Genomic DNA, 21251 nt, shown 5'->3' on the forward strand with positions numbered 1-21251 from the left:
TCAAATACAGGGGGGCGGGCACCGTGGCTGGTGTCCGCCCCCCCCTGGCTTAGGAGGCTTTAACTTGTGTAGCTTGCGAGCTAGCGGGCCTGCTTTACCTTGGCCGCTGCTTCGACAAACGACTTCCACAGGTTAAAGTCGGTCTCGAGCGTCTTCCACGTGTACTCAGGGTGCCATTGCACGCCCAAGCAGAATGGCTGGCCTTCGACCTCGATGCACTCGGGAACGCCGTCGGTTGCCTTGGCGACCAAACGCGTGCTCTTACCCAGACGATCGACGCAGCAGTGGTGTGCGGAGTTGGTCTGGATCAGCCTGTGCCCGCCAAGCGCGCGCTCCAACAGCGAGCCCGGCACGACCTCGACGGGATGCACGGGGTCGTTGAGCACGTGGGTATGGCGCCACTGCGTGCGGCCCTCGCGAGCGCCCAGGCTCGGCACGTCCATGCACAGGGTGCCGCCAGTGGCGACATTGAGCAACTGCGTGCCGCGGCAGGTGGTAAAGAGCGGCTTTTTGGCGCGGAGTACCTCGCCGACCAGCTTAAACTCAAAGCTATCGCGGATCTCGCAGCAGAGGGTGGGGTCGTAGGGTCGATCATCGCCCCAACGTTTGGGGTTGACATCGGGGCCGCCGGGAATGGCGATGCCGTCGGCGATATCGACGTAATGACGGATGACCTCAATGTCCTCGGTGATGGACATCTGCAGCGGCAGGCCGCCGGCGGCAAGGATGGCATCGACAAAGACACTTGCGATTTCCTCGTTGGGGGAGAGCGTTTCGCTTAAAAACGGCTTCGCCTCTTCCCAGCGCGGCGCCACCAGGATGAGCGGACGGTCGGCGGGGTCGACGTTGACGTGCGGGGTGTATGACGATGAAGTGCGAGTTCCGATCATAGGTGTTGCTTTCGAGTTTGGATGGTCATGGCGAGCGGATATGGCAATTGGGCTAGTGGCCCTTGATGGAGTTGAGGAAGTCTTGGGCGCGCTTGGTCTGGGGATGGTCGAAGAACTCGTCGGGCGTGCCGGTTTCCACGATCTGGCCGTCGGCCATAAACACGACGCGGTCGGCAACGCGGCGGGCGAAGTTCATCTCGTGCGTAATCACGATCATCGTCATGCCCTGCTGGGCCAGACGGACCATGACCTCGAGCACCTCGTTGATCATCTCGGGGTCAAGGGCACTCGTGGGCTCGTCGAAGAGCATGGCCTTGGGCTGCATGGCGAGCGAGCGGGCAATGGCCACGCGCTGCTGCTGGCCGCCCGAGAGCTGAGCGGGCACCTTGTCGGCCTGTTCGGCAACGCCCACGCGGCTCAGCAGGTCCATGGCGCGCTCACGAGCTTCCTCCTTGGACACGCCCAGCACGTCGACCGGCCCCAGCATGACGTTCTGCAGCACCGTCATATGCGCGAACAGGTTGAACTGCTGAAACACCATGCCCAGCTCGGCGCGCATGCGGGCAAGATCCTTGCCTTCCTGCGGCAGAGGCTCGCCCTCGATGAGGATCTCGCCCGAGTCGATGGTTTCCAGGCGGTTGATGGTTCGGCACATGGTCGACTTGCCCGAGCCCGAGGGGCCGATCACGACGACGACTTCGCCGCGGTCGACCGAGAGATTGATGTCGTTGAGGACGTGCAGATCGCCATAGTGCTTATCGACGTGCTTGAGCTCGATCAGCGGCTGATTACCGGTAGAAGAAGTGCTCTGTGCCATGGTGCTCGGCTCCTTATGACTCGAAATGGTAAATCGTTAGCGAATGATGGTCGCGCCGGTCTTGTGCGAAACGTAGACAGCGGCCTTGTTGATCGCGACGTTGATGAGGATGTAGATGACCGCGATAACTAGGTAGACCGACACGAGGGCGTCGTAGTTGGTAATGAGCACGCGGGCATTTTGCATGAGGTCGGGGTAGCTCACCACGTAGGCGACGGTGGTGTCTTTGACGACGACCACAAGCTGCGAAATCAACGACGGAATAATAAATCGAATAGCCTGCGGCAGCACGATTTTAAAGGTGATTTTAGCCTTGGAGAGACCGAGCGCCTGGGCGGCCTCGACCTGGCCGCGCGGCACGGCGTTTACGCCGGCGCGGAAGATCTCGGCAAGCACGCCGGCTGCAGCGAGCGCGACGGGAAGCGTAAGCATCCAAAACGACGGCAGCGCGATCTTGTACTGGGGCAGCACCAAAAAGAAGAAGTAGATGAACAGCAGGCTCGGCACGCCGCGGAAGAAATCGGTGAGCACGCGGCAGACCAGCTGCAGTGGCTTGATGTCGCTCGTGCGGCCGAGCATAAGGGCCAAGCCCAGCACCAGTGCGATGGCGCCGGCGGTGAGCGCGACCTTAACGGTGCCCTCAAAGCCGGCAAGCAAAAACTTCCAGGTGGTGAGGTGCGTAAAGAAGTACCAGTAATGGACCGAAAGCTGGCCGGTCACATAAAAGCGCTGCAGTACCAGAGCGATGAGCGCGGCCACGGCAACAAGTGAGATGGCGGTGCCGACGCGAATCTTGGCGCGCATCTTGGGGCCGGGAGCCTCGTAGAGCGCATCGCGCATGGTGAGCGCGGAGGTGGAGTGCTTGCTCATCGGAGGATCCTCACCTTCTTATCGATATAGTTGCCAATGTGGCTCACCACAAAGGCCGTGCCCAGGTAGCCGAGCGCCGAGATAAAGAACGCGGCGACGCCGCCGAGCGAGCGCGTGTTGATGTAGCTCACCACGCCGGTGAGCTCCTGCGGTTTAAGCGGCACCTGACTGCCGAGCGCGGTGGTGAGCATGACGGCGATAAAGAGGTTGGTCATGGGCAGCACGCTCGAGCGCAGCGCCTGCGGAATCACGATCTTGGCGAGGATACGGCTGAAGCTCATGCCCAGCGAGCGGGCGGCTTCCACCTGGCCGACACCGACGGTGTTGATGCCGCTCATAAAGTTCTCGGAGCCAAAGGCAGAACCCAAGAGCACTGTGGCGACGATGACGCAGGTGCGGTAGGGCAGGACGACCTTGAGCGGCGGCAGCGCGTAGACGACGATAATGAGCAGCGCGATGCCGGGGATGTTACGGAAGACCTGGACATACAGGTCGCCAAAGACGCGCAGCGGCTTGAGCGGCGACACGCGCATCACGGTGACGGCGACGGCCAGCACCATGGCGATGGCAAACGACTCAAGCGTCATGCCCCAGGTTGCTAGCAGCGCGTCGATATAGTTCTGGCCATAGAGCGACCAGAGCTCGGAGAGACTCATGCGGACCTCCCGCCGGTAAGGAAAGGGGCTCCCGTGTGTACGGAAGCCCCGACAACTCAGTGAGGAAACAGTTTAGCGCAATAAAGCGCATCGTGCGTTTCCGTATGGTTTCGTAGCGGCCGTTACTAGGCTCGCTGCCTAGGCGCCGATCTCGGGCAGCTCGGGAACATTGGTGTCGCCCGTACGGTCGCCAATGCAGATCTGCCACAGCTCGGTCCAGGTGCCGTCGTCCTCGATCTTCTTAAGGAAGTCGTTGACAAAGGCGACGCCGTCGGAATCGAGCGGCAGGCCGATACCATAGGGCTCCTTGCTGCCGAAGGGCTTGCCGGCGATCTTGTACTTACCGGGCTCGCGGACCAGGGCGCTCTGCTGCATGTTGTTATCGATGACGTAGGCGTCAACGCGGCCCTGCTGGAGTGCCTGGCGGGCCTCCTCGTCGGTCTTGAACTCCTGCTGGCTGGCCTTGGGGGCGAACTCCTCCAGGATGGCGGGGCCGTTGGAGCCGGACTGGACGGCGACGTTCTTGTCGGCCAGGTCGTCGACGCTCTTGATGTCGTCGTTGTCGGCGAGCACCAGGATAGCCTGCTGGGTGTAGTAGTAGGGACCGGCGAAGGAGACGAGCTTCTTGCGCTCGTCAGTGATGGTGTAGGTGGCAAAGACAGCGTCGACCTGGCCGTTCTGCAGGACGGACTCGCGCGTGTCCGAGGTCACCTGGGTGATCTCGACCTTGTTCTCGCCCAGAATGTAGTTGGACAGGAGCTGTGCGATACCGGCGTCGAAGCCGCGGGTCTGACCGTCTTTCTCGTTGAGGAGGGAGAAAAGTGTGGAGGTCTGAACGCCACCGATCTTAAAGACACCGGCGTCCTTGACGGCCGTGGCCCAGGTGCTGGCGGCGATGGCGTCGTCATCGGCCTTGGGGCCGTTGTCGACGAGTTTGTCGAATGCCTTGGCATCGAGTATGGTGGAAGCCTCGGTATCTTCGGAGCTCTTGGAGGAGCCGGCGGCGGAACCCTTGTCGGCCTCGGCGCTGGTGTCGGAGCAGCCGGCAAGACCAAGGCCGGCAACGGTTGCGAAGGTGGCGGCGACAAAGCCGCGGCGGTCGAGAACGACCTGCTGGGAGAGGTTTTTGCTCATGGTAGAACACCTTTCTCAATAAAATCCCTAGAGGTTGAGTAGAGTTATACCCTATCGCGCTCAAATGGGTCAACACGAAATAACTCAGAAACATACTTACCTTATGGGTTATTCTACCTACCATAAAGGGACAGGCACCTTTGCGGTGGTTCTTGCAGATGCAGCGGCATGCCTTGCTGTTTTGTCTCGATCTGTAACATCTGCAGCCATTTTTGCCGAGTAACTGTTACAGATTGAGATTTTCTCTTCAGGGGAATTCGAATGTCTCAATCTGTAACAGGTGGACGAGGAAATGGGTTCTTACTGTTACAGATTGAGACAAAGGTCAGGGGCAAAGACGGTTTGTCTCGATCTGTAACAGTTAGACGGGAATTCGGGTCCTAGATGTTACAGATTGAGATAATTGAGTTGGGGGAAATAAAAACCTCCGCAGGGGTGCTTCCCTTGCGGAGGTTTTTTACTCGTTGAGTAGCCTTACGGCTTCGGCGGCCATGTTCTCGACCGTCATGCCGTTCTGCGCGAGCAGTTCGTTGGGGTCGTAGCGGTCGGGGAAGCCCTTGGCGATGCCAAAGGTGCGCGTGCGCAACGGCGTGCATGCCAGATAACATGCCACGCGCTCGCCCCAGCCGCCGTCCAAGATACCGTCCTCGAGGGTGACGACAACGCGATGCTCGGCGGCAAGGCTGTCGAGGAACTCGCGGTCGAGCTCGGTTGCAAAGCGCGGGTTGACGAGCGTGGCCTCGATGCCGTACTCGGCGGTCAGACGGTTTGCCACGCGTTCGCCCAGCTCAAAGAAATCGCCGAGCGCGAGCACTGCTACGTCTCGACCCTGGCGCACCACGTTGTAGCGAACGGCGCTGTAGTCGGTGTCTTCGGCAGGCGCAAGGTCGGGACGGCTTACCAGGCCGATGCCCGGTACACGAATCGCCACGGGATGCTCGCGGTGGTCGAGCGACCAGCTCAGCATGGACAGATATTCCTCCATGCAGGCCGGCGCCAAGTAGTGCATGTTGGGAAGACCGCCCAGCATGGAAATATCAAAGAACGAGAGGTGCGTCTCGGATGTGGTGCCAAAGATCGACGCGCCAAATACCAGGATCGTCGCCGGGGCATCGTTGAGACACAAATCATGCCAGAGCTCGTCATAGGCACGCTGCAAAAACGTACCGTACACGCCAAAGACCGGTTTAGCGCCCGAGCGGGCGAGTGCGGTGGCAAAGGTCACGGCGTGCTCCTCGGCAATGCCCACATCGACGAACTGCTTGCCTGCCGCGGCGCGAAGCTCGGGCGTAAAGCCCATGATGTAGGGCGTGGCTGCCGTGATGCCCACAACCTGCGGATCGCGCTCGATGGCGGCGCTGAGCGCCTCGCCCGTAATGTCGGCATAGGTGCGCGGTGCGGGCTCGCTCGGATGACCCGGGCAGAGCTTGCGCCCAGTCGCCATGTCAAAAGGACCCACATGATGCCAACGCTCGGGATCGCTCTGGGCTGGCTCAAAGCCCTTGCCCTTGGCGGTGGAGACGTGCAGCACGATGGGGTGATCGATATCGCGCAGCTCCTGTAACGCGTCGACCAGGGCCAACACATCGTTACCGGCGTCCAGATAGCGGTAGTCGAGTCCCATCGCACGGAAAACGTTGCGCTCGCAGGTGCCGTTGCTGGCGCGTAGCTCGGCCAGATTGCGATACAGGCCACCGTGGTTCTCGGCGATGGACTGGTCGTTGTCATTGACGATGATGATCAGGTTGCTGTCGAGATCGGCGGCATTGTTAAAGCCCTCAAACGCCAAGCCGCCCGAAAGCGAGCCGTCGCCAATGATGATGATTACGTTGTACGTATCGCCCGCCAGGTCACGAGCGTGCGCCAGGCCGCAGCCCAGGCTCACCGACGTGGAGGTATGGCCCATGGCGAACAGGTCGTGCTCGGACTCGTCGGGATTGGCAAAGCCAGAAGCCTCACCATAACGCTCCGGATCGATATAAGTGTACGCGCGCCCCGTCAGCGCCTTGTGGGCGTAGGTCTGGTGCGAAACGTCAAAGACAATCTTGTCGATGGGGGAGTTAAACACACGATGAAGCGCAACCGTGAGCTCAACGACGCCCAGGTTGGGGGCAACGTGCCCGCCGACGGCGGCGGAGCTTTCGAGGATTGCCTGGCGGATCTCGCCGCAGAGCAGCGGAAGCTCGGCGCGGTCGAGAGCCTTGACGTCCTCGGGCGTTGTCGTTTGCGTAAGCAGCATCGTTGTGGGTTACTCCATGCGAATCGAGCGCCGGCGCTCCCTCAGCCGGCACAATTGCACAAGACAGTCTCGCACATTTTGGCGTTTGATATGTGACGGCGGCGCGGTAATTCGCCAACTGGCGGGGCAAAACGTTTTGTCCGATGCCATACTGATATGTTCCATGATGTTTTTATCGATTGTGCACAGGCCGTGGCTTGTCGCCGTGAGTCGCTGGAAGGAGACAGCATGCCTGATGTCGCTCGTGCCGAGAAAATCGCGTGCGAAGTAGACCATGCTGCCCGTCAACTGGCACAGGCGGGCCGTCTGGACCTGACGCGCGAGTTTATCCAGCATGGCGACGTGACGGTCTATGCACATGTGACCTCGGTGGCACGGGCAAGTCTGTCCTTTGCCGAGCACTTGGGCCGTGCTGGCATTTCGGTCGACCGCGCCTCGCTGCTGCGCGGGGCCCTGTTACACGATTACTTTCTCTACGATTGGCATGATCCCGACCCAAGCCATCGGCTGCATGGCTTTCGCCACCCGTTTTTTGCCCTGGCACGTGCGGAGGAGGATTTTGAGCTGACGTCGCGCGAGCGGAATATTATCGTGCGCCATATGTTTCCGCTGGTGCCGGTACCGCCGACGTGTCGTGAGGCATGGATTGTGTGTTTGGCAGACAAATGGTGCGCGCTGCGCGAGACGGTCGCCGGTCGTCTGCGGCGCAAGGACGAGCCGGACGATGGCGTGAGCAGCGAATCGAGCGAAAAGAGGAGAGGGTAGACGGTGGGGACCGCGATCGACATGGCTTTTGGCGGCGCGACGCTTGCCGCCTGTCCGCTTTCGGCACTGGTGCTCTCGTTTGCCTTCTACGGGTTTTGCGGCTGGGCGTGGGAGTCGACGGTTTGCGCCATGCTCAATCGCGGACGATTCGCCAACAGTGGCTTTTTGCTGGGGCCGTGTTGCCCTATCTATGGTGTGGGCGGCATAGCCTGCTGGCTTTTGCTGCGCGGGATTCCGGATGCCTCGAGCCAGTTTGTTGCCGCGGCGCTCGTATGCAGCGTGATTGAGTACAGCGTCGGCGCGCTGTTGGAAAAAACAACGGGTGCTCGCTTTTGGGACTATTCGCACCTGCCGTTTAACCTGCACGGACGCATCTGTCTGTACTGGTCATGCGCGTTTGGCTTGGGTGCGTTGTGCATTTGTCGTTTAGTGGAGCCGACATTGCTGGGGCTGCTTGGCCATCTGCCGGTGCTGATTGTGCGGCTGTCCGCCTCTATCGTCGCGGTCGCGATGATGGTCGACGCGGCGTGCTCGTTGGCGAGCTGGCGCCGCCTGTCTGATCAGCTGGAGCGCGTCCGGGCCGACCTTGCCGACCGCATCAATGAGTCGCTTGCCGATGCCTCGGACTCAATGCTCGAACGTATTCCCGATTCTACGATTGACTCGGTGGCACAGACGCACATCCGTAGCCGTGCCGTTAACGCGTGGCTGGCCGAGCTGGGTGACGCCGCGCTCGATGCCCTGCGCGAGAAGGCTTCGATGCCGACGTTTATCTCGGATGGTGCTCGCGGCCTGGCGCTTGCTGCCCGCCGCGTTGCCGATGTCGCGCCGAGCATGCCGCGTCCGTCGCTCAGTCGTCGCCTTGCCGGCAAGCGCATGAGCCGTCCGGTGCCGAGTGTGTCGCTCAGCCGTCGTGACCTGCGCTTCTTTAACGCCTTCCCGCGTCTGCGCATCAATCGCTACGAGGGCGTCATCCGAGCTACCGACCTCCGCGACCGAGCCCGCGAGCTGTTCCGCCGCTAGCCAGAGCGGGGCCAAGCGCGCCCTTCCCGTTCGCACATTTCCCGTTCGTTTCGCGCCCGTTGCCGCGCCGTTTCCAAGATTGCGGCACCGTTTCCATTCGACAACGCAGCGTTTAACAACGCCGTATCTGGTCTACACCAGTTGCCCCTCGGCCGCATCATGGGCGCCGACAACGTTCATGCAACCAAGGGGAAGCGAATGTACGATACGGGATCGACAACGTTTATGCTCATCTGCACCATGCTCGTGTTTTTAATGACACCGGGTCTGGCGTTTTTCTATGGCGGCCTGTCCAGGCGCAAAAATGTCATCAACACCATGCTTATGTGCTTTGGCGCCATTGGCTTGGTTGGTGTGCTGTGGATTGTTGCCGGCTGGTCGCTGGCCTACGGCGGCGACGGTTCCAGCCCGTTTATTGGAGGCCTTGACCAGCTGCTGTGCCTGCCGGTGCTCAACCAGGTGCTGCGGGCGGCCGAGGGCAATGCCGCGGACGGTGCCGTCTATCCTCAGATCATCAACATCGCCTTCCAGATGGCGTTTGCCATGATCACGGCCGCTATCGTCACGGGTAGCCTGGCCGGTCGCGTTAAGTTTGGCGTTATGACGGCCTTCCTGGGCATTTGGCTGCTTGTGGTCTATGCGCCGCTCGCCCACATGGTTTGGGGCGGCGATGGCTCCTTTATCGGCGACATCATCGGAGCGCTCGACTTTGCCGGCGGCGACGTGGTACACATCTCGTCCGGTCTGACGGGCCTGATCCTCTGCTTAATGCTCGGCCGTCGTCGCGGCTTTGGCATGGTGAGCTATCGTCCGCATAACGTGCCGTTTGTGGCGCTGGGCGCCGGCCTGCTTTGGTTTGGCTGGTTTGGCTTTAACGGCGGCAGCGAGTTTAAGGCCGACGCCGTGGCGGCACTCGCCATCCTCAACACCGTGACGGCCAGCGCGGCGGGCATGGTCTCGTGGCTTGCCGTCGAGCGCGTGCACACCGGTCGCCCCACGCTGGTGGGCGCCAGCACCGGTCTGGTTGCGGGCCTTGTGGTGGTCACGCCGGGCGCGGGCTTTGTCGAGCCGTGGGCGGCGCTGGTCATGGGCCTGATCGTCTCTCCCGTCTGTTACCTGGCCATCAGCCATCTCAAGACCAAGTTCGGCTACGACGATGCGCTCGACGCGTTTGGCTGCCATGGTATCGGCGGCATCTTGGGCGGCGTGCTCACGGGCCTGTTCTGCGTGCCGGAGCTTTCGTGGACCGGTAAGGGCGGCCTGTTCTACACGGGTGACATGTCGCTGCTCATCTCGCAAATCCTGGGCATTGTGGTGACGGTCGCTATTGTGCTGGTGCTCGACTTGGTGATTGCCGCGGTGGTCAAGGCGCTGTTCCGCGGCAGCCTGCGCGTGGACGAGGCCGATGAGGCGCTGGGCTTGGATGCGAGTCAACACGGCGAGAGCGCGTATCCTTCTTTCTCCGGACTCGATTAGCGGCACGGCTTTCCCAGGCACCCGACCTTGCCCCTCAAACCGTCGCTTGCGTACCGAAGTACGCGGCGCTCCTCTTTCGGGGCAATCTCGGGCACCTGGAAAACCCGTGCCACATGAATGGGCGGTTCATTTCTTTATTAAAGAGAGGAATTCACTATGAAGAAGATCACGGCTATCGTGCGCCAGGAAAAGCTTGAGGTTCTCAAAGACGCGCTGTTTGCTGCTGATGTTCGCGGCATGACCATCAACCAGGTGCAGGGCTGCGGCGCGCAGCATGGCTGGAAGGAATACGTGCGCGGCAACGAGTTGCTCGTCAACACGATCCCTAAGGTGCAGTTCACCCTCATCTGCTCTGATGAGCACGTTGACGGCATTGTCGAGATTATCTGCAACGCCGCCCGTACCGGCGCCGTTGGAGACGGCAAGATCTGGGTTGAGCCGGTCGAGGAAGTTATCCGCATCCGTACCGGCGAACACGGCCCCGCCGCGGTGTAGGATCGACCGCCTGCCATCCGCAACGTTAAAATGCTGCAATGAGGCACAAGACTTGCGTTGCGGATGGGCGGATTATGGGTCGCAATAAATATCCCGAGGAGACGGTCGCGAAGATTCTCGACGCGGCACTGGAGCTATTCTGTGCACAGGGTTATGAGGGGACGAGCGTTCAAGATATCGTTGACCGTCTCGATGGCATGACCAAGGGCGCTGTCTATCATCACTTCAAGAGCAAAGAAGAGATTTACAACGCCGCGTTTGATCGGGCGATGACTCCGATTGTTGAGCACCGCCGCTCGATGCTTGGCGTCGGTAATATGACCGGAGCCCAAAAGCTCAAGCGACTGTACGCGCCCGAGTCTGTCGTTCCACAAATTAAGCTATGGGCACGCATGCATCCTGCGGCAGATCCGGTAAAAAGCTCGCGTCTACTGGCGATGCAGTACCAGGGTTCGTTTGACGAGTCTACCGATGGCTATCTCTTGACGGTGATCGAGGAGGGCGTCGCCGACGGCTCCATTGCGTGCGAATACCCGCGCGAAGCGGCAGAGGCCGTATCGTTGCTGGCGAATCTCTGGTTGTTGCCACTGTTTCGTCCGCTCGAGCCCAAGGATCGAATGCTCGCTCGCGCTCAATGTTTGGCGCAGATGGCCGCCGCGGTGGGGCTCGATTTGGGTAATGAAGTGCTTCAGACAACAGCGCAGATTTGGGACGTATGGGACCGCGCCGGGTGGTAATATAGATACCAACGGTATGTAATTGATTTGTGAGGGCAGCTCCGGCTGCCCTTTTCAAGTCGATAAATACATACTAGTGGTATGTATGGGGGGCGGACTTATGGCTGGGCTGAGAGACGTCGGCGTCTCGTTGAAATCAAAAACAGTGCGGTCAATCAGGCTCGCGGAACTTCTGGTTGCGCAGCTGTGCGCGTATTCGATGCTGTCGGCGCTGTGCTTTGCGTATCCGCTTTACTTGTTCGATTGCAGCGGCTCGTCAACGTTATATGGCGCCGTCGTGGCGACGGCGTTCATACCCGGCGTACTCGCAACTCCGGCTGGTGGGGTCTTAGCGGATCGGGGAAGACACCGCGAGGTCCTCGTGTCCCTCGGCATTGCTCTGATGACTGCATCACTGCTGTCTGTCCCCATGAAGCGCTCATTGCCTCTTGCGGTCGTCTTAGTAGCGATACTTTGTGTTCAATATGGTGTTCAATCGCTGCTAAAGCCAATGCTCCAAATTGAGACGGTGCGCATGGCGGGTGAAGAGAAGGTTGAGCGGGCCACTGCATTGGTTTCGCAGATGACCATGGTGAGCAATATCTTGGGCCCTGTGGTCGGGACGGCAGTCTATGGGTGCTTTGGCATCGATACTCTTTGCACAACCGCGTCGGTGGCGTTTGCGATGTCAGCTCTCTTGTTTGGGGTCGCACTCAAGCAAAATGCCTCATCTGAAACGATGGGAGACGGCGCGACTCGTACGACATGCCGAAACGATTTTTGGGAGTCGATTCGGTATCTGTTGCAAAATGCATCATTGGTCGCTGTGATTTTGCTTGCGGCTGTTTTGAACTTTGCGTTGGTTGGGCTAACGATTGGCGCTCCCATTATTGTTACAAAGCATCTCGGCATGCAATCGTCCTGCGTTGGGATAGTTGAGGTGGCTATGGGCTTGGGTGGTCTTGCCGGCAGTGGCTTGGTCGGCATTTGGCCGCATCGTTTTTCTTTCAATGGCATATGTCGATATGTTGCGATGATCTGTTTTGGAGTCGCACCGATCATTGTCACGCTACTGTTCGGCGCAGATGTATGCGTGTTCGCCGTGTTTGCGGTTGGTTCGGCATGGGTCATGGTGTGGGCAGCCATTGCGTCGGTTGAAATCATCGCGTTTGTTCAGCGGGCAGCGCCGACTGAGCTCTGCGGAAAAGTGCTTTCGGTCGTTTACATGGTCCTTTCCTGCGCAATACCTATCGGCCAATTGACGTACGGGGCTGCATATGATCGATGGACACCGGCGATTGTATTCGCAGGCATGTTGGCGGTGCTGACGCTGACGATGGCGCTGTTTTATCGGCTGAAAAGTCGCTCGTAACGATTGGTTTAACACACTGGGGCATTGTGGCTTTGCGGGAGCGAATGTCCCGGCGCGTTGGAGCGCCCTTGCATGGGCGCGCTCATTCTCGTCTAAAATATCGTGCAGACGAAGGAGAGGCATGTCCATGATCAAGATGTTCGCGAGTGACTTAGACGGAACGCTGCTGAACGCCCTGCACGAGGCGGATGGGACCATCCGCCGCGCCATTCGCGAGCTGACTGAGGCTGGCCTGCACGTGGTTCCCGCGACTGGACGCTCGACGTTGCCGATCGGCGAGCATGGCTTTACAGGCCTGGCGCTTGACGCCTGCTGCTCCAATGGATCCATCGTGCGCGACAGCCATGGCGAGGTGCTCAAGACTTGGACCATCGATCCGCAGGTCACTGAGGAACTGCTCAAGGCGTTCCCGGACATTTGCTTTGATTGTTCCACGCCCGATGGCATGTACTCGAGCGGTTCGTTCGAGATGCATCAGGCGGGCTTTAAAAAGGACAGTCCCATCAAGCGCATCGTGATGCGCGGCATGCGTGCGCGCGGCGGGTATCACGAGGAGCAGTATTTCGACCAGTCGATCGGTGACATCCTGCGCCACGATGTATGCAAGATCAATTGTCGCGTGACCTCGCCCGAGCTGGAGCGTGACCTTAAGGCCTATCTTGCCGAGCGCTCGGACCGTGTGGTCAACGCGCCGTTCGATCCGGTGATGTTCGAGATCACGGACGTGGCATGCAACAAGGGCGAGAGCGTGACCTGGCTGGCGGGCTACTACGGTATTGCCGAGGACGAGGTCGCGGTCTATGGAGACGGCGGCAACGACATCGCCATGCTCAAGCGTTTCCGCCACAGCTACGCGACCAAAAACGCAAGCGATGCAGCTAAAGCCGCCGCGAGCGCGACCATCGGCAGCTGCATGGTCCACGCCGTCCCCAAACACATGCTCGCCACCATGCACAAGCAAAACTCCCGCACCATCATCGAATAATAATGTGACAAAGAAAGGGACTGCCCCCTCGTCACATCCAAAATATTGCCTTTACGTGTTGATGCACACGGTGTGCAATAATACTCGCACTGTGCAATAGCGCACGGACTGAGTAACAAGGAGGACGCTTGTCCCAGCTCGAGAAATGCGATCGCCGGTCCCTTCGCTCGCAGCGTGCCCTTCGCCAGGCACTTGCCAGCGAGCTTGCCGAAAGCGGCGACCTTTCGCGCATTAATGTCGCGTCGCTCACCGAGCGTGCCGGCCTTACGCGCCGCACGTTCTATTCGCACTACCGCGATATTCCCGACTTTATCAATCAGGTCGAAGAGAGCCTACTGGCCGAGATCCGCGAGCACGTGGAGCTCATTACTGCAGCTCATCTGCCCGATCTTTACCGCAACATCGATGAGCTCGAGCCAGCGCCTGGTTCGGTTGAATTGCTGCACTATCTTGCGGCCAACCGCGACCTAATCGGATCACTGCTGGGTCCGGGCGGCGACCAAGCCTTCATTAAAAAGATTATCGACACCGCGCGTGAGGCTGTGGTGCCGCGTGCGCAGACGGGCATTTTGGGCTTGGCGCTGGGTACGTTCTTTGACTACTACGTCACCTACGTCGTGAGTGCCGAGGTCGGTTTGCTTCAGCGCTGGTTTGAGCGTGGGCTCACCGAATCGCCCGAGGCCATGGCGCGCATTATGACGGTGCTCGCTTTTGTTCGTCCTGGTGACCTGTATGGCCAACCCATCGATATCAACGTGCCGGAATACGGCATGAAGCTATTGAACTTGCAGCTCGAGGACGCGGCCGACACCGCCGCAACCGTCGAGTCCAACAACTAAGAGGAGAGACAATGAGCAAACTTGTCGAGGGCATTAAGGGCCGTGTGGTCGCTGCCGCACGCGAGGCCGCGCCCGCCGTGGTGGATGCCGCGCAGAAGGCTGCGACCGCTGCTGCCGAGATAGTCACTGAGAAAGTCGCCGAGGCTAAGAGCGCGGCGGGGGAGGCATTCGTTGCCGGCGCAACGACTGACGCAACCGCGGCCAACGCCGCAGATCCCGTAACCGCCACCGCTGCCCACGCCCCCGAAGGCGCGATCTTCAACCCCGAGAACGCCCGCGGCAACCTGCACCTGGGCATCGACGTGGGTTCCACCACCGTCAAGCTCGCCGTGCTCAACGACGACAACCAGATCGTCTACGCCAAGTACCAGCGCCATCACACCGACGTCCGTGCCTGCGCCCGCGACCTGTTCGAGGGTGCCGCGACCGTGCTGCCGACGGCCCAGATGACCTGCGCCATTACCGGCTCGGGCGGCCTGCTGCTGTCCCAGTGGCTCGACCTGGAGTTTGTCCAGGAGGTCATCGCCAGCAAACGCGCCGTCGAGACCCTTATCCCGGCCACCGATGTCGCCATCGAGCTGGGCGGCGAGGACGCCAAGATCATCTACTTCGACAACGGCATCGAGCAGCGCATGAACGGCACCTGCGCCGGCGGCACGGGCGCGTTCATCGATCAGATGGCAACCCTGCTGCACACCGACGCGAGCGGCCTCAACAAGCTCGCGGCCAACGCCACCACCATCTATCCCATCGCCAGCCGCTGCGGCGTTTTTGCCAAGACCGACGTGCAGCCGCTGCTCAACGAAGGTGCCCGCCCCGAGGACGTGGCTGCCTCCATCTTCCAGGCCGTTGTGACCCAGACCATCTCGGGTCTGGCGTGCGGTCGCCCCATCCGTGGCAACGTTGCCTTCCTGGGCGGCCCGCTGCAGTACCTCTCCGAGCTGCGCCATCGCTTCTACCTCACGCTCAACCTGGACGAGGAGCACCGTATCGTGCCCCAAAACGCCCACCTGTTTGTGGCGAGCGGCGCCGCCATGGCGCACGAGTCCAACAAGCTCAGCACGTTCCCGCAGCTCATCGAGGCTATCGACAGCCTGGGCGACACACAGGGTGCCGAGGTCGAGCGCCTGGATCCGCTCTTTGCCACCGACGAGGACTTTGCCGAGTTCAAGGGTCGCCACGACCAAGAAGTCGTCCCCAAGGGCAAGCTCGACGGCTACACCGGCCGCGTGTTCATTGGCATCGACGCCGGTTCTACCACCATGAAGGCCGCGCTCGTGGGCGAGGACGGCCAGCTGTTGCACACCTGGTACGGCAACAACAACGGCGACATCCTGGGCACGGCCAAGGTCATCATGGCCGATTTCTACAACCACATCCCCGCCGGCTGCACCATCGGTCACGTGACCACCACGGGTTACGGCGAGGCGCTGCTCATCGAGGCTCTCAAGGCCGATTCCGGCGAGATCGAGACTGTCGCGCACCTGCGCGGCGCCAAGGCGTTCCTGCCCGGCGTCGAGTTCATTCTGGACATTGGCGGCCAGGACATGAAGTGCCTGCGCGTCAAGGACGGCGTCATCGAGCACATCATGCTCAACGAGGCCTGCTCGTCGGGCTGCGGCAGCTTTATCGAGAGCTTTGCCGTCTCTATGAACATGGATGTGCGCGCGTTCGCCGACGCCGCCATTCATGCCAAGGCCCCGGTCGACCTGGGCAGTCGCTGCACGGTCTTTATGAACTCGCGCGTCAAGCAAGCGCAAAAGGAAGGCGCCACGGTGGGCGACATCGCGGCCGGCCTGTCCTATTCCGTCATCAAGAATGCCCTGTTCAAGGTCATTAAGCTGCGCGATCCCAAGGAGATCGGCAGCCAGGTGATCGTCCAGGGCGGTACCTTTATGTCCGATGCCACGCTGCGCGCGTTTGAGCAGCTCACGGGCGTTCATGCCGTGCGCCCCGACATCGCCGGCTGCATGGGCGCCTACGGTGCGGCCCTGCTCGCCCGCGATCGCGCCGGCGCCGACGGCACCTCGACCATCCTTTCGGCCGAGGATATCGCGCACCTCACCGTGACGCAAAAGCATGTCCGCTGCGGCCGTTGCTCTAACAACTGCCAGCTTACCGTCAACGACTTTGGCGGCGGCAGGCGCTTTATCACCGGCAACCGCTGCGAGAAGGGCGCCGGCCACAAAAAGCAGAAGACCGAGGCCCCCAACCTCTTCAAAAAGAAAAACGAGTTGCTGTTTAACCGCGAGGTGCTGAGCCCCGACGAGGCCCCGCGCGGCACCGTCGGCATTCCGCGCGCGCTCAACATGTACGAGAACTACCCCTTCTGGCACGCGTTCTTTACGCGTCTGGGCTTTAGCGTGCAGCTGTCCGACCAGTCGAGCAAGAAGACCTACCAGGCGGGCATCGAGTCCATGCCGTCCGAGAGCGTGTGCTATCCGGCCAAGATGAGCCACGGCCATGTGATGAACCTTATCGACCGCGATGTCGACTTTATCTGGATGCCGTGCGTGCGCTGGGAGCGCAAGGAGGATCCGACCGCCGGCAACTGTTACAACTGCCCCATCGTCATGAGCTACCCCACGGCGTTGGCGCTCAATATTGACGAGATCCGCGAGCAGAACATCGAGTTCCTATACCCGTTTGTGCCCTATCACGACAAGACCGAGCTCAAGCGCCGCCTGTATCAGGTGCTCGCCGTCGACCGTGTGGCCGATGCCGAGGCTGGTCGCGGTCGCGTGCGTGGGCCCAAGATCACGCGCTCCGAGGTCGATGCCGCTGTCAACGCCGCCTTTGAGGCCGATGCGCGTTTCCACGAGGACATCCAGACCATGGGCGAGGAGGCTCTTAAGTGGGTCGAGGACCACGGCGGTCACGGCATCGTGCTCGCCGGTCGTCCCTACCATAACGACCCCGAGATCAACCACGCCCTGCCCGAGCTTATCTCGAGCTTTGGCTTTGCGGTCTTTACCGAGGATTCGCTCGCGCATCTGGTAAAGCCCGAGCGTCCGATTCGCGTCGTCGACCAGTGGATGTACCACAGTCGCCTGTACGCCGTCGCCCGTTTTGTGACGATGCGCAACGACCTGGACCTGATCCAGCTCAATTCCTTCGGCTGCGGCCTCGATGCCTTGACCACCGATCAGGTGCAGGAGATCCTGGAGGCCAGTGGCAAGATCTACACCGTGCTCAAGATCGACGAGGTGTCCAACCTGGGCGCCGCGCGCATTCGCATCCGCTCGCTCATGGCGGCACTCAAGGACCAGGAGGCCGAGCGCTTTGCCGAGGCCACGGCTGCGGGCAAGGTCTTTGAGCAGGGCGACGCTGCGCCGGTGGCGCCCTCCACGGATGCCCCCGCGTTCGCGAGCCGCAAGTACACGTTCGAGGCACAGCGTGAGAGCGCCTCGACCGCATGGCCCAAGGTGCCCTTTACCGAGCAGATGCGCGACGAGGGCTATACCATCCTGTGCCCGCAGATGGCGCCGATCCACTTTGACCTGGTCAAAGAGGTGTTCCGCGGTGCCGGCTACAACTTGGAGCTGCTGCCCTCGACCGACCACGATGCCGTCGAGGCTGGCCTGCGCTATGTGAACAATGACATTTGCTACCCGTCGATTCTGGTGACGGGCCAGATTATGGAGGCCATCGAGAGCGGTCGGTACGACCTGTCCAAGACCGCCGTGGTCATCAGCCAGACCGGCGGCGGCTGCCGTGCCACCAACTACATCGCGCTCATCCGCAAGGCCCTGCGCGAGAGCGGCCACCCCGAGATCCCCGTGATCTCGCTTTCGGCCGTGGCGCTGGGCGAGGACAACCCCGGCTTTAAACTGACGCCGGCGCTGCTTAAGCAGGCAGTCTACGCGGTGCTCTTTGGCGACGTGATGATGCAGATGCTCTACCGCTGCCGCCCGTACGAGGCCACGCCTGGTGCCGCCAACACGCTCTATGAAGAGTACATGGCGCGTGCCCGCAAGTTGGCGCCCAAGTTCAACCGCCACAACTACACCAAGCTGTGCCGCGAGGCCATCCGCGCGTTCGACACCATGCCGCTCGTGGGCGAGGGCACCAAGCCGCGCGTGGGCGTGGTCGGTGAGATCTTGGTCAAGTTCCATCCAACGGCTAACAACCACGTGGTCGATGTCATTGAGCGCGAGGGCTGCGAGGCCGTGGTGCCGGGCCTGCTCGACTTCTTCCTCTACTCCATGAGCAACGCCGAGCTGCAGAAAGACGAGCTGGGAAGCTCTGCTACTACGCGCGCGGGCATGCAAGCGCTCATCAAGCTCGTGGACTGGATGCGCACGCCGGTGGAGGAGATGCTCGAGAAGTCTCGCCGCTTTGAGGCGCCCGAGCGCATCGGCACCATGGCCGACAAGGCCCGCACGGTGCTTTCGGTGTGCAACAACATGGGCGAAGGCTGGCTGCTCACGGCCGAGATGCTCGACCTCATCGACCACGGCGCGCCCAACATCATCTGCACGCAGCCCTTTGCGTGCCTGCCCAACCACGTGGTGGGTAAGGCCGTGATCAAGGAGCTGCGCCGCCAGCACCCCGAGAGCAACATTGTCGCGGTGGACTACGACCCCGGTGCGTCCGAGGTCAACCAGCTCAACCGCATTAAGCTCATGATCAGCGTGGCCAAGGAAAACATGCGCGCCGGCAAGGGCTTTAAGCTCGAGAAGGTGGCGCCGCTCGCGATGGACGAGGTCACCGGCCAGATGCGCGCCCACGACGGCTGCGTGAGCTGCGAGCCGGCCAGCGAGGAAGCCGTTGCGTCGGTCGCCGAGCGTCTGGGACGCGGCATTAAGAAGTAGCTTGCCCGCTATGGGCTAGATATGAGACAAACGGGTGGCAGCCGTGCCGGCTACCACCCGTTTTTGCTGGACATATGTTGCGTAAATGCCCCAACTATCACCCTTTGCGAACTTAGATTTCGGAAGTATGCGGCAAAATCTGAATAGGCCGAGCACACCTGATATGTCCAAGCTCTGTACCTGCGGGTTTATTGGCGAAAAACCAGGATGTGCTCAAGAGTTCCGGAATTTGCCGCATACTTCCAAAAACGACGTCTCGGTGGCACCAAAAACTGTCCTCGGAACCCTGAGATAATGAACATATGTAGCCGTTTGCCGCGAAATACCGCCCGTTTATAGAACCCACCCCCAGCGCGCGTCATCCTTACGGTTGAATAAATACACATCTATGGAATTACGTAAGAGAGGACCGTTCCATGAGCTACAAGACCGTTTGTGTTGCCGGCGGCGGCGTGTTGGGAAGCCAGATTGCCTTTCAGGCTGCCTACTGCGGCTTTGATGTAACGATTTGGCTGCGCAGCGAGGGCAGCATCGGCCGCACCCAGCCCAAGATCGATCGCGTGCGCAAGGAGTACATTGCGGCAATCGAGGGCATGGCGGACGGTACGGGCGAGTGGTGCGCCGGTATCGCCGATGGCACCCAGCCCTTCGACAAGGAAGCGGCGCTCGCCGCCGTCGAGCGTGCCTACTCCACACTCAAGCTGGAGCTCGATCTTGCCAAGGCCGTGGCCGACGCCGACCTGGTCATCGAGTCTATGGCCGAGGACACCCAGGCAAAGATCGACTTCTACAAGAAGCTCGCCCCGGTTCTGCCGCAAAAGACCGTCATCGTGACCAACTCATCCACGCTGCTGCCGAGCACCTTTGCCAAGTACACCGGCCGTCCCGAGAAGTACCTGTCGCTGCACTTTGCCAACTCTATCTGGAAGAACAACATGACCGAGGTCATGGCACAGGACCAAACCGACAAGCGCTACTTCGACGAGCTCGTCGACTTCGCCAACGACATCCGCATGCTTGCCCTGCCCGTCAACAAGGAAAAGAACGGCTACCTGCTCAACTCCATGCTGGTACCGTGGTTGCTTTCGGGTCTTGACCTGTACGTCTCGGGCGTGAGCGACCCCAAGAGCATTGACCTCGCATGGACGCGTGGCACCGGCGCTCCCAAGGGCCCGTTCCGCGTATTCGACACGGTGGGTATCCAGACGGCCTACAACATCGTCATGCAGTATCAGAAGGTGCCGGGCTTGGTGAGCCCGCTGCTCAAGAAGATGATGATGCCCTACAACTTTAAGGCTATGGCGTCCGTCCTCAAGAAGATGCTCGACGAAGGTAAGCTGGGCGAAAGCTCGGGCGAGGGCTTCTTTACGTACTAAAAATGATCTCTTGGGGGCGGAAGCGTTGGGGATCTACGGTAGTATGCGACAAGATCTGAATAGGTCGAGCAAGAGCCGTAGCGCGCGTTGACGTTTGGCCAATAGAACGCAAAAATGCACCGTTCGCCGATACTCCTCTCGCGAGTGGTTGCCATATGGTTTGATGTTGTAAACATATGATTGCCGGCAGGCCGTAGGTGACGTTCGTCATGATACCGGAGGTACCAAGTATGTTTTGCACTCCGTTAAACAAGTATCGGGCTGGTTGACATGAACCGCCGTACTATCTCGATAGCCCTCGCAGTGGTCTGCCTGGCTGTGCTCCTGGGCGCTGCAGGGCAGTTTGCTATAAATCGAGAAACATCCTATATGCAGGAATGCGTTTCCGAAGGCTTTGCCATTGATGGTTACTATCGGGATGACGAAACAAGTCGGGAAACCCTGGCTTTTCTTGAGGAGGACAACTGTCGATGGCAGCTGGTCGACCAAGACGGAATCTGCACAGACGGGCAGTTTAAGCGTACGGATGACCCCAACATCCTGATATTAAAGAAGGAAAACGGCGAAGAATTCGGTGCGGTCCACGTGGCGTATATTTCGCGCCGACGCGATCAGGGCTTGCTCTACCTATTTAGAGATACCAGGGTGACCCGTTTTTATCTGGTGAGTACCGGTCCGGCGTTTACAGTGGAGTCTGGCGATGTCGATGCGGACAGATGATTCGTGGCAACAAGACAGCGAGCGGGGCGTGGGCGTTGTGCCTGCGCCCCGTTTTTGCTTGCGT

At 60.4% G+C, this 21251-nt stretch carries 17 protein-coding genes; 11 read left to right on the plus strand and 6 right to left on the minus strand.

Annotated features, from left to right (window positions below; genetic code table 11):
* Positions 1–80: 80 nt before the first annotated feature.
* The 6 genes from DWZ15_RS02725 to DWZ15_RS02750 form a co-directional block, all read right to left on the minus strand.
* Positions 81–890, minus strand: a complete 810-nt coding sequence (locus DWZ15_RS02725) for a gamma-glutamyl-gamma-aminobutyrate hydrolase family protein (RefSeq protein WP_089572312.1) — start codon at positions 888–890, stop codon at positions 81–83.
* Between the two features lie 52 nt (positions 891–942).
* Positions 943–1707 carry an amino acid ABC transporter ATP-binding protein gene (locus tag DWZ15_RS02730; protein ID WP_089572310.1) on the minus strand — a complete coding sequence of 255 codons (765 nt, stop codon included), beginning with the start codon at positions 1705–1707 and terminating at the stop codon, positions 943–945.
* A gap of 36 nt (positions 1708–1743) precedes the next feature.
* The gene (locus DWZ15_RS02735; protein WP_117758387.1) at positions 1744–2577 is read right to left on the minus strand and encodes an amino acid ABC transporter permease; all 834 of its coding nucleotides are present in this window, start codon (positions 2575–2577) and stop codon (positions 1744–1746) included.
* The gene (locus tag DWZ15_RS02740; RefSeq protein WP_022094657.1) at positions 2574–3233 is read right to left on the minus strand and encodes an amino acid ABC transporter permease; all 660 of its coding nucleotides are present in this window, start codon (positions 3231–3233) and stop codon (positions 2574–2576) included. Before DWZ15_RS02740 ends, DWZ15_RS02735 begins: the two co-directional genes overlap by 4 nt.
* Before the next feature lie 138 nt (positions 3234–3371).
* Entirely contained in the window at positions 3372–4367 is a 996-nt protein-coding gene (locus DWZ15_RS02745) for a glutamate ABC transporter substrate-binding protein (protein WP_055251966.1), read from the minus strand.
* A gap of 457 nt (positions 4368–4824) precedes the next feature.
* Complete coding sequence (locus tag DWZ15_RS02750) at positions 4825–6606, minus strand: 1-deoxy-D-xylulose-5-phosphate synthase (RefSeq protein ID WP_118449210.1); 1782 nt, start codon at positions 6604–6606, stop codon at positions 4825–4827.
* Positions 6607–6834: 228 nt separating this feature from the next.
* On the opposite strand from DWZ15_RS02750, the gene DWZ15_RS02755 reads away from it, so the two are divergent.
* From DWZ15_RS02755 to DWZ15_RS02805, 11 genes are all read left to right on the plus strand, one after another.
* A complete protein-coding gene (locus tag DWZ15_RS02755; RefSeq protein ID WP_118449212.1) occupies positions 6835–7371 on the plus strand; it encodes an HD domain-containing protein in 537 nt (178 codons plus the stop codon).
* Between the two features lie 3 nt (positions 7372–7374).
* On the plus strand, positions 7375–8394 hold the full coding sequence (locus DWZ15_RS02760) for a putative ABC transporter permease (RefSeq protein WP_233544612.1): 1020 nt from the start codon (positions 7375–7377) through the stop codon (positions 8392–8394).
* Positions 8395–8592: 198 nt separating this feature from the next.
* Positions 8593–9870: an ammonium transporter gene (locus DWZ15_RS02765; RefSeq protein ID WP_118449214.1), complete on the plus strand. Its 1278-nt coding sequence runs from the start codon at positions 8593–8595 to the stop codon at positions 9868–9870.
* A 156-nt stretch (positions 9871–10026) separates the two neighbouring features.
* Positions 10027–10365 carry a P-II family nitrogen regulator gene (locus DWZ15_RS02770; protein WP_118449216.1) on the plus strand — a complete coding sequence of 113 codons (339 nt, stop codon included), beginning with the start codon at positions 10027–10029 and terminating at the stop codon, positions 10363–10365.
* A gap of 74 nt (positions 10366–10439) precedes the next feature.
* Positions 10440–11102, plus strand: a complete 663-nt coding sequence (locus tag DWZ15_RS02775) for a TetR/AcrR family transcriptional regulator (protein WP_118449272.1) — start codon at positions 10440–10442, stop codon at positions 11100–11102.
* Positions 11103–11202: 100 nt separating this feature from the next.
* Complete coding sequence (locus DWZ15_RS02780) at positions 11203–12453, plus strand: MFS transporter (RefSeq protein WP_158572481.1); 1251 nt, start codon at positions 11203–11205, stop codon at positions 12451–12453.
* A 127-nt stretch (positions 12454–12580) separates the two neighbouring features.
* A complete protein-coding gene (locus DWZ15_RS02785; RefSeq protein WP_118449221.1) occupies positions 12581–13438 on the plus strand; it encodes an HAD-IIB family hydrolase in 858 nt (285 codons plus the stop codon).
* 128 nt (positions 13439–13566) lie between these two features.
* Entirely contained in the window at positions 13567–14277 is a 711-nt protein-coding gene (locus DWZ15_RS02790; protein WP_118449223.1) for a TetR/AcrR family transcriptional regulator, read from the plus strand.
* An 11-nt stretch (positions 14278–14288) separates the two neighbouring features.
* Positions 14289–19091, plus strand: a complete 4803-nt coding sequence (locus DWZ15_RS02795) for a 2-hydroxyacyl-CoA dehydratase (protein WP_118449225.1) — start codon at positions 14289–14291, stop codon at positions 19089–19091.
* Positions 19092–19507: 416 nt separating this feature from the next.
* On the plus strand, positions 19508–20467 hold the full coding sequence (locus tag DWZ15_RS02800) for a 3-hydroxyacyl-CoA dehydrogenase (protein ID WP_117756876.1): 960 nt from the start codon (positions 19508–19510) through the stop codon (positions 20465–20467).
* 270 nt (positions 20468–20737) lie between these two features.
* On the plus strand, positions 20738–21187 hold the full coding sequence (locus tag DWZ15_RS02805) for a hypothetical protein (RefSeq protein WP_117637650.1): 450 nt from the start codon (positions 20738–20740) through the stop codon (positions 21185–21187).
* Positions 21188–21251: the final 64 nt, after the last annotated feature.

Origin of the sequence: Collinsella sp. AF29-7AC, from assembly GCF_003475665.1 — a bacterium.
Lineage (GTDB): Bacteria > Actinomycetota > Coriobacteriia > Coriobacteriales > Coriobacteriaceae > Collinsella.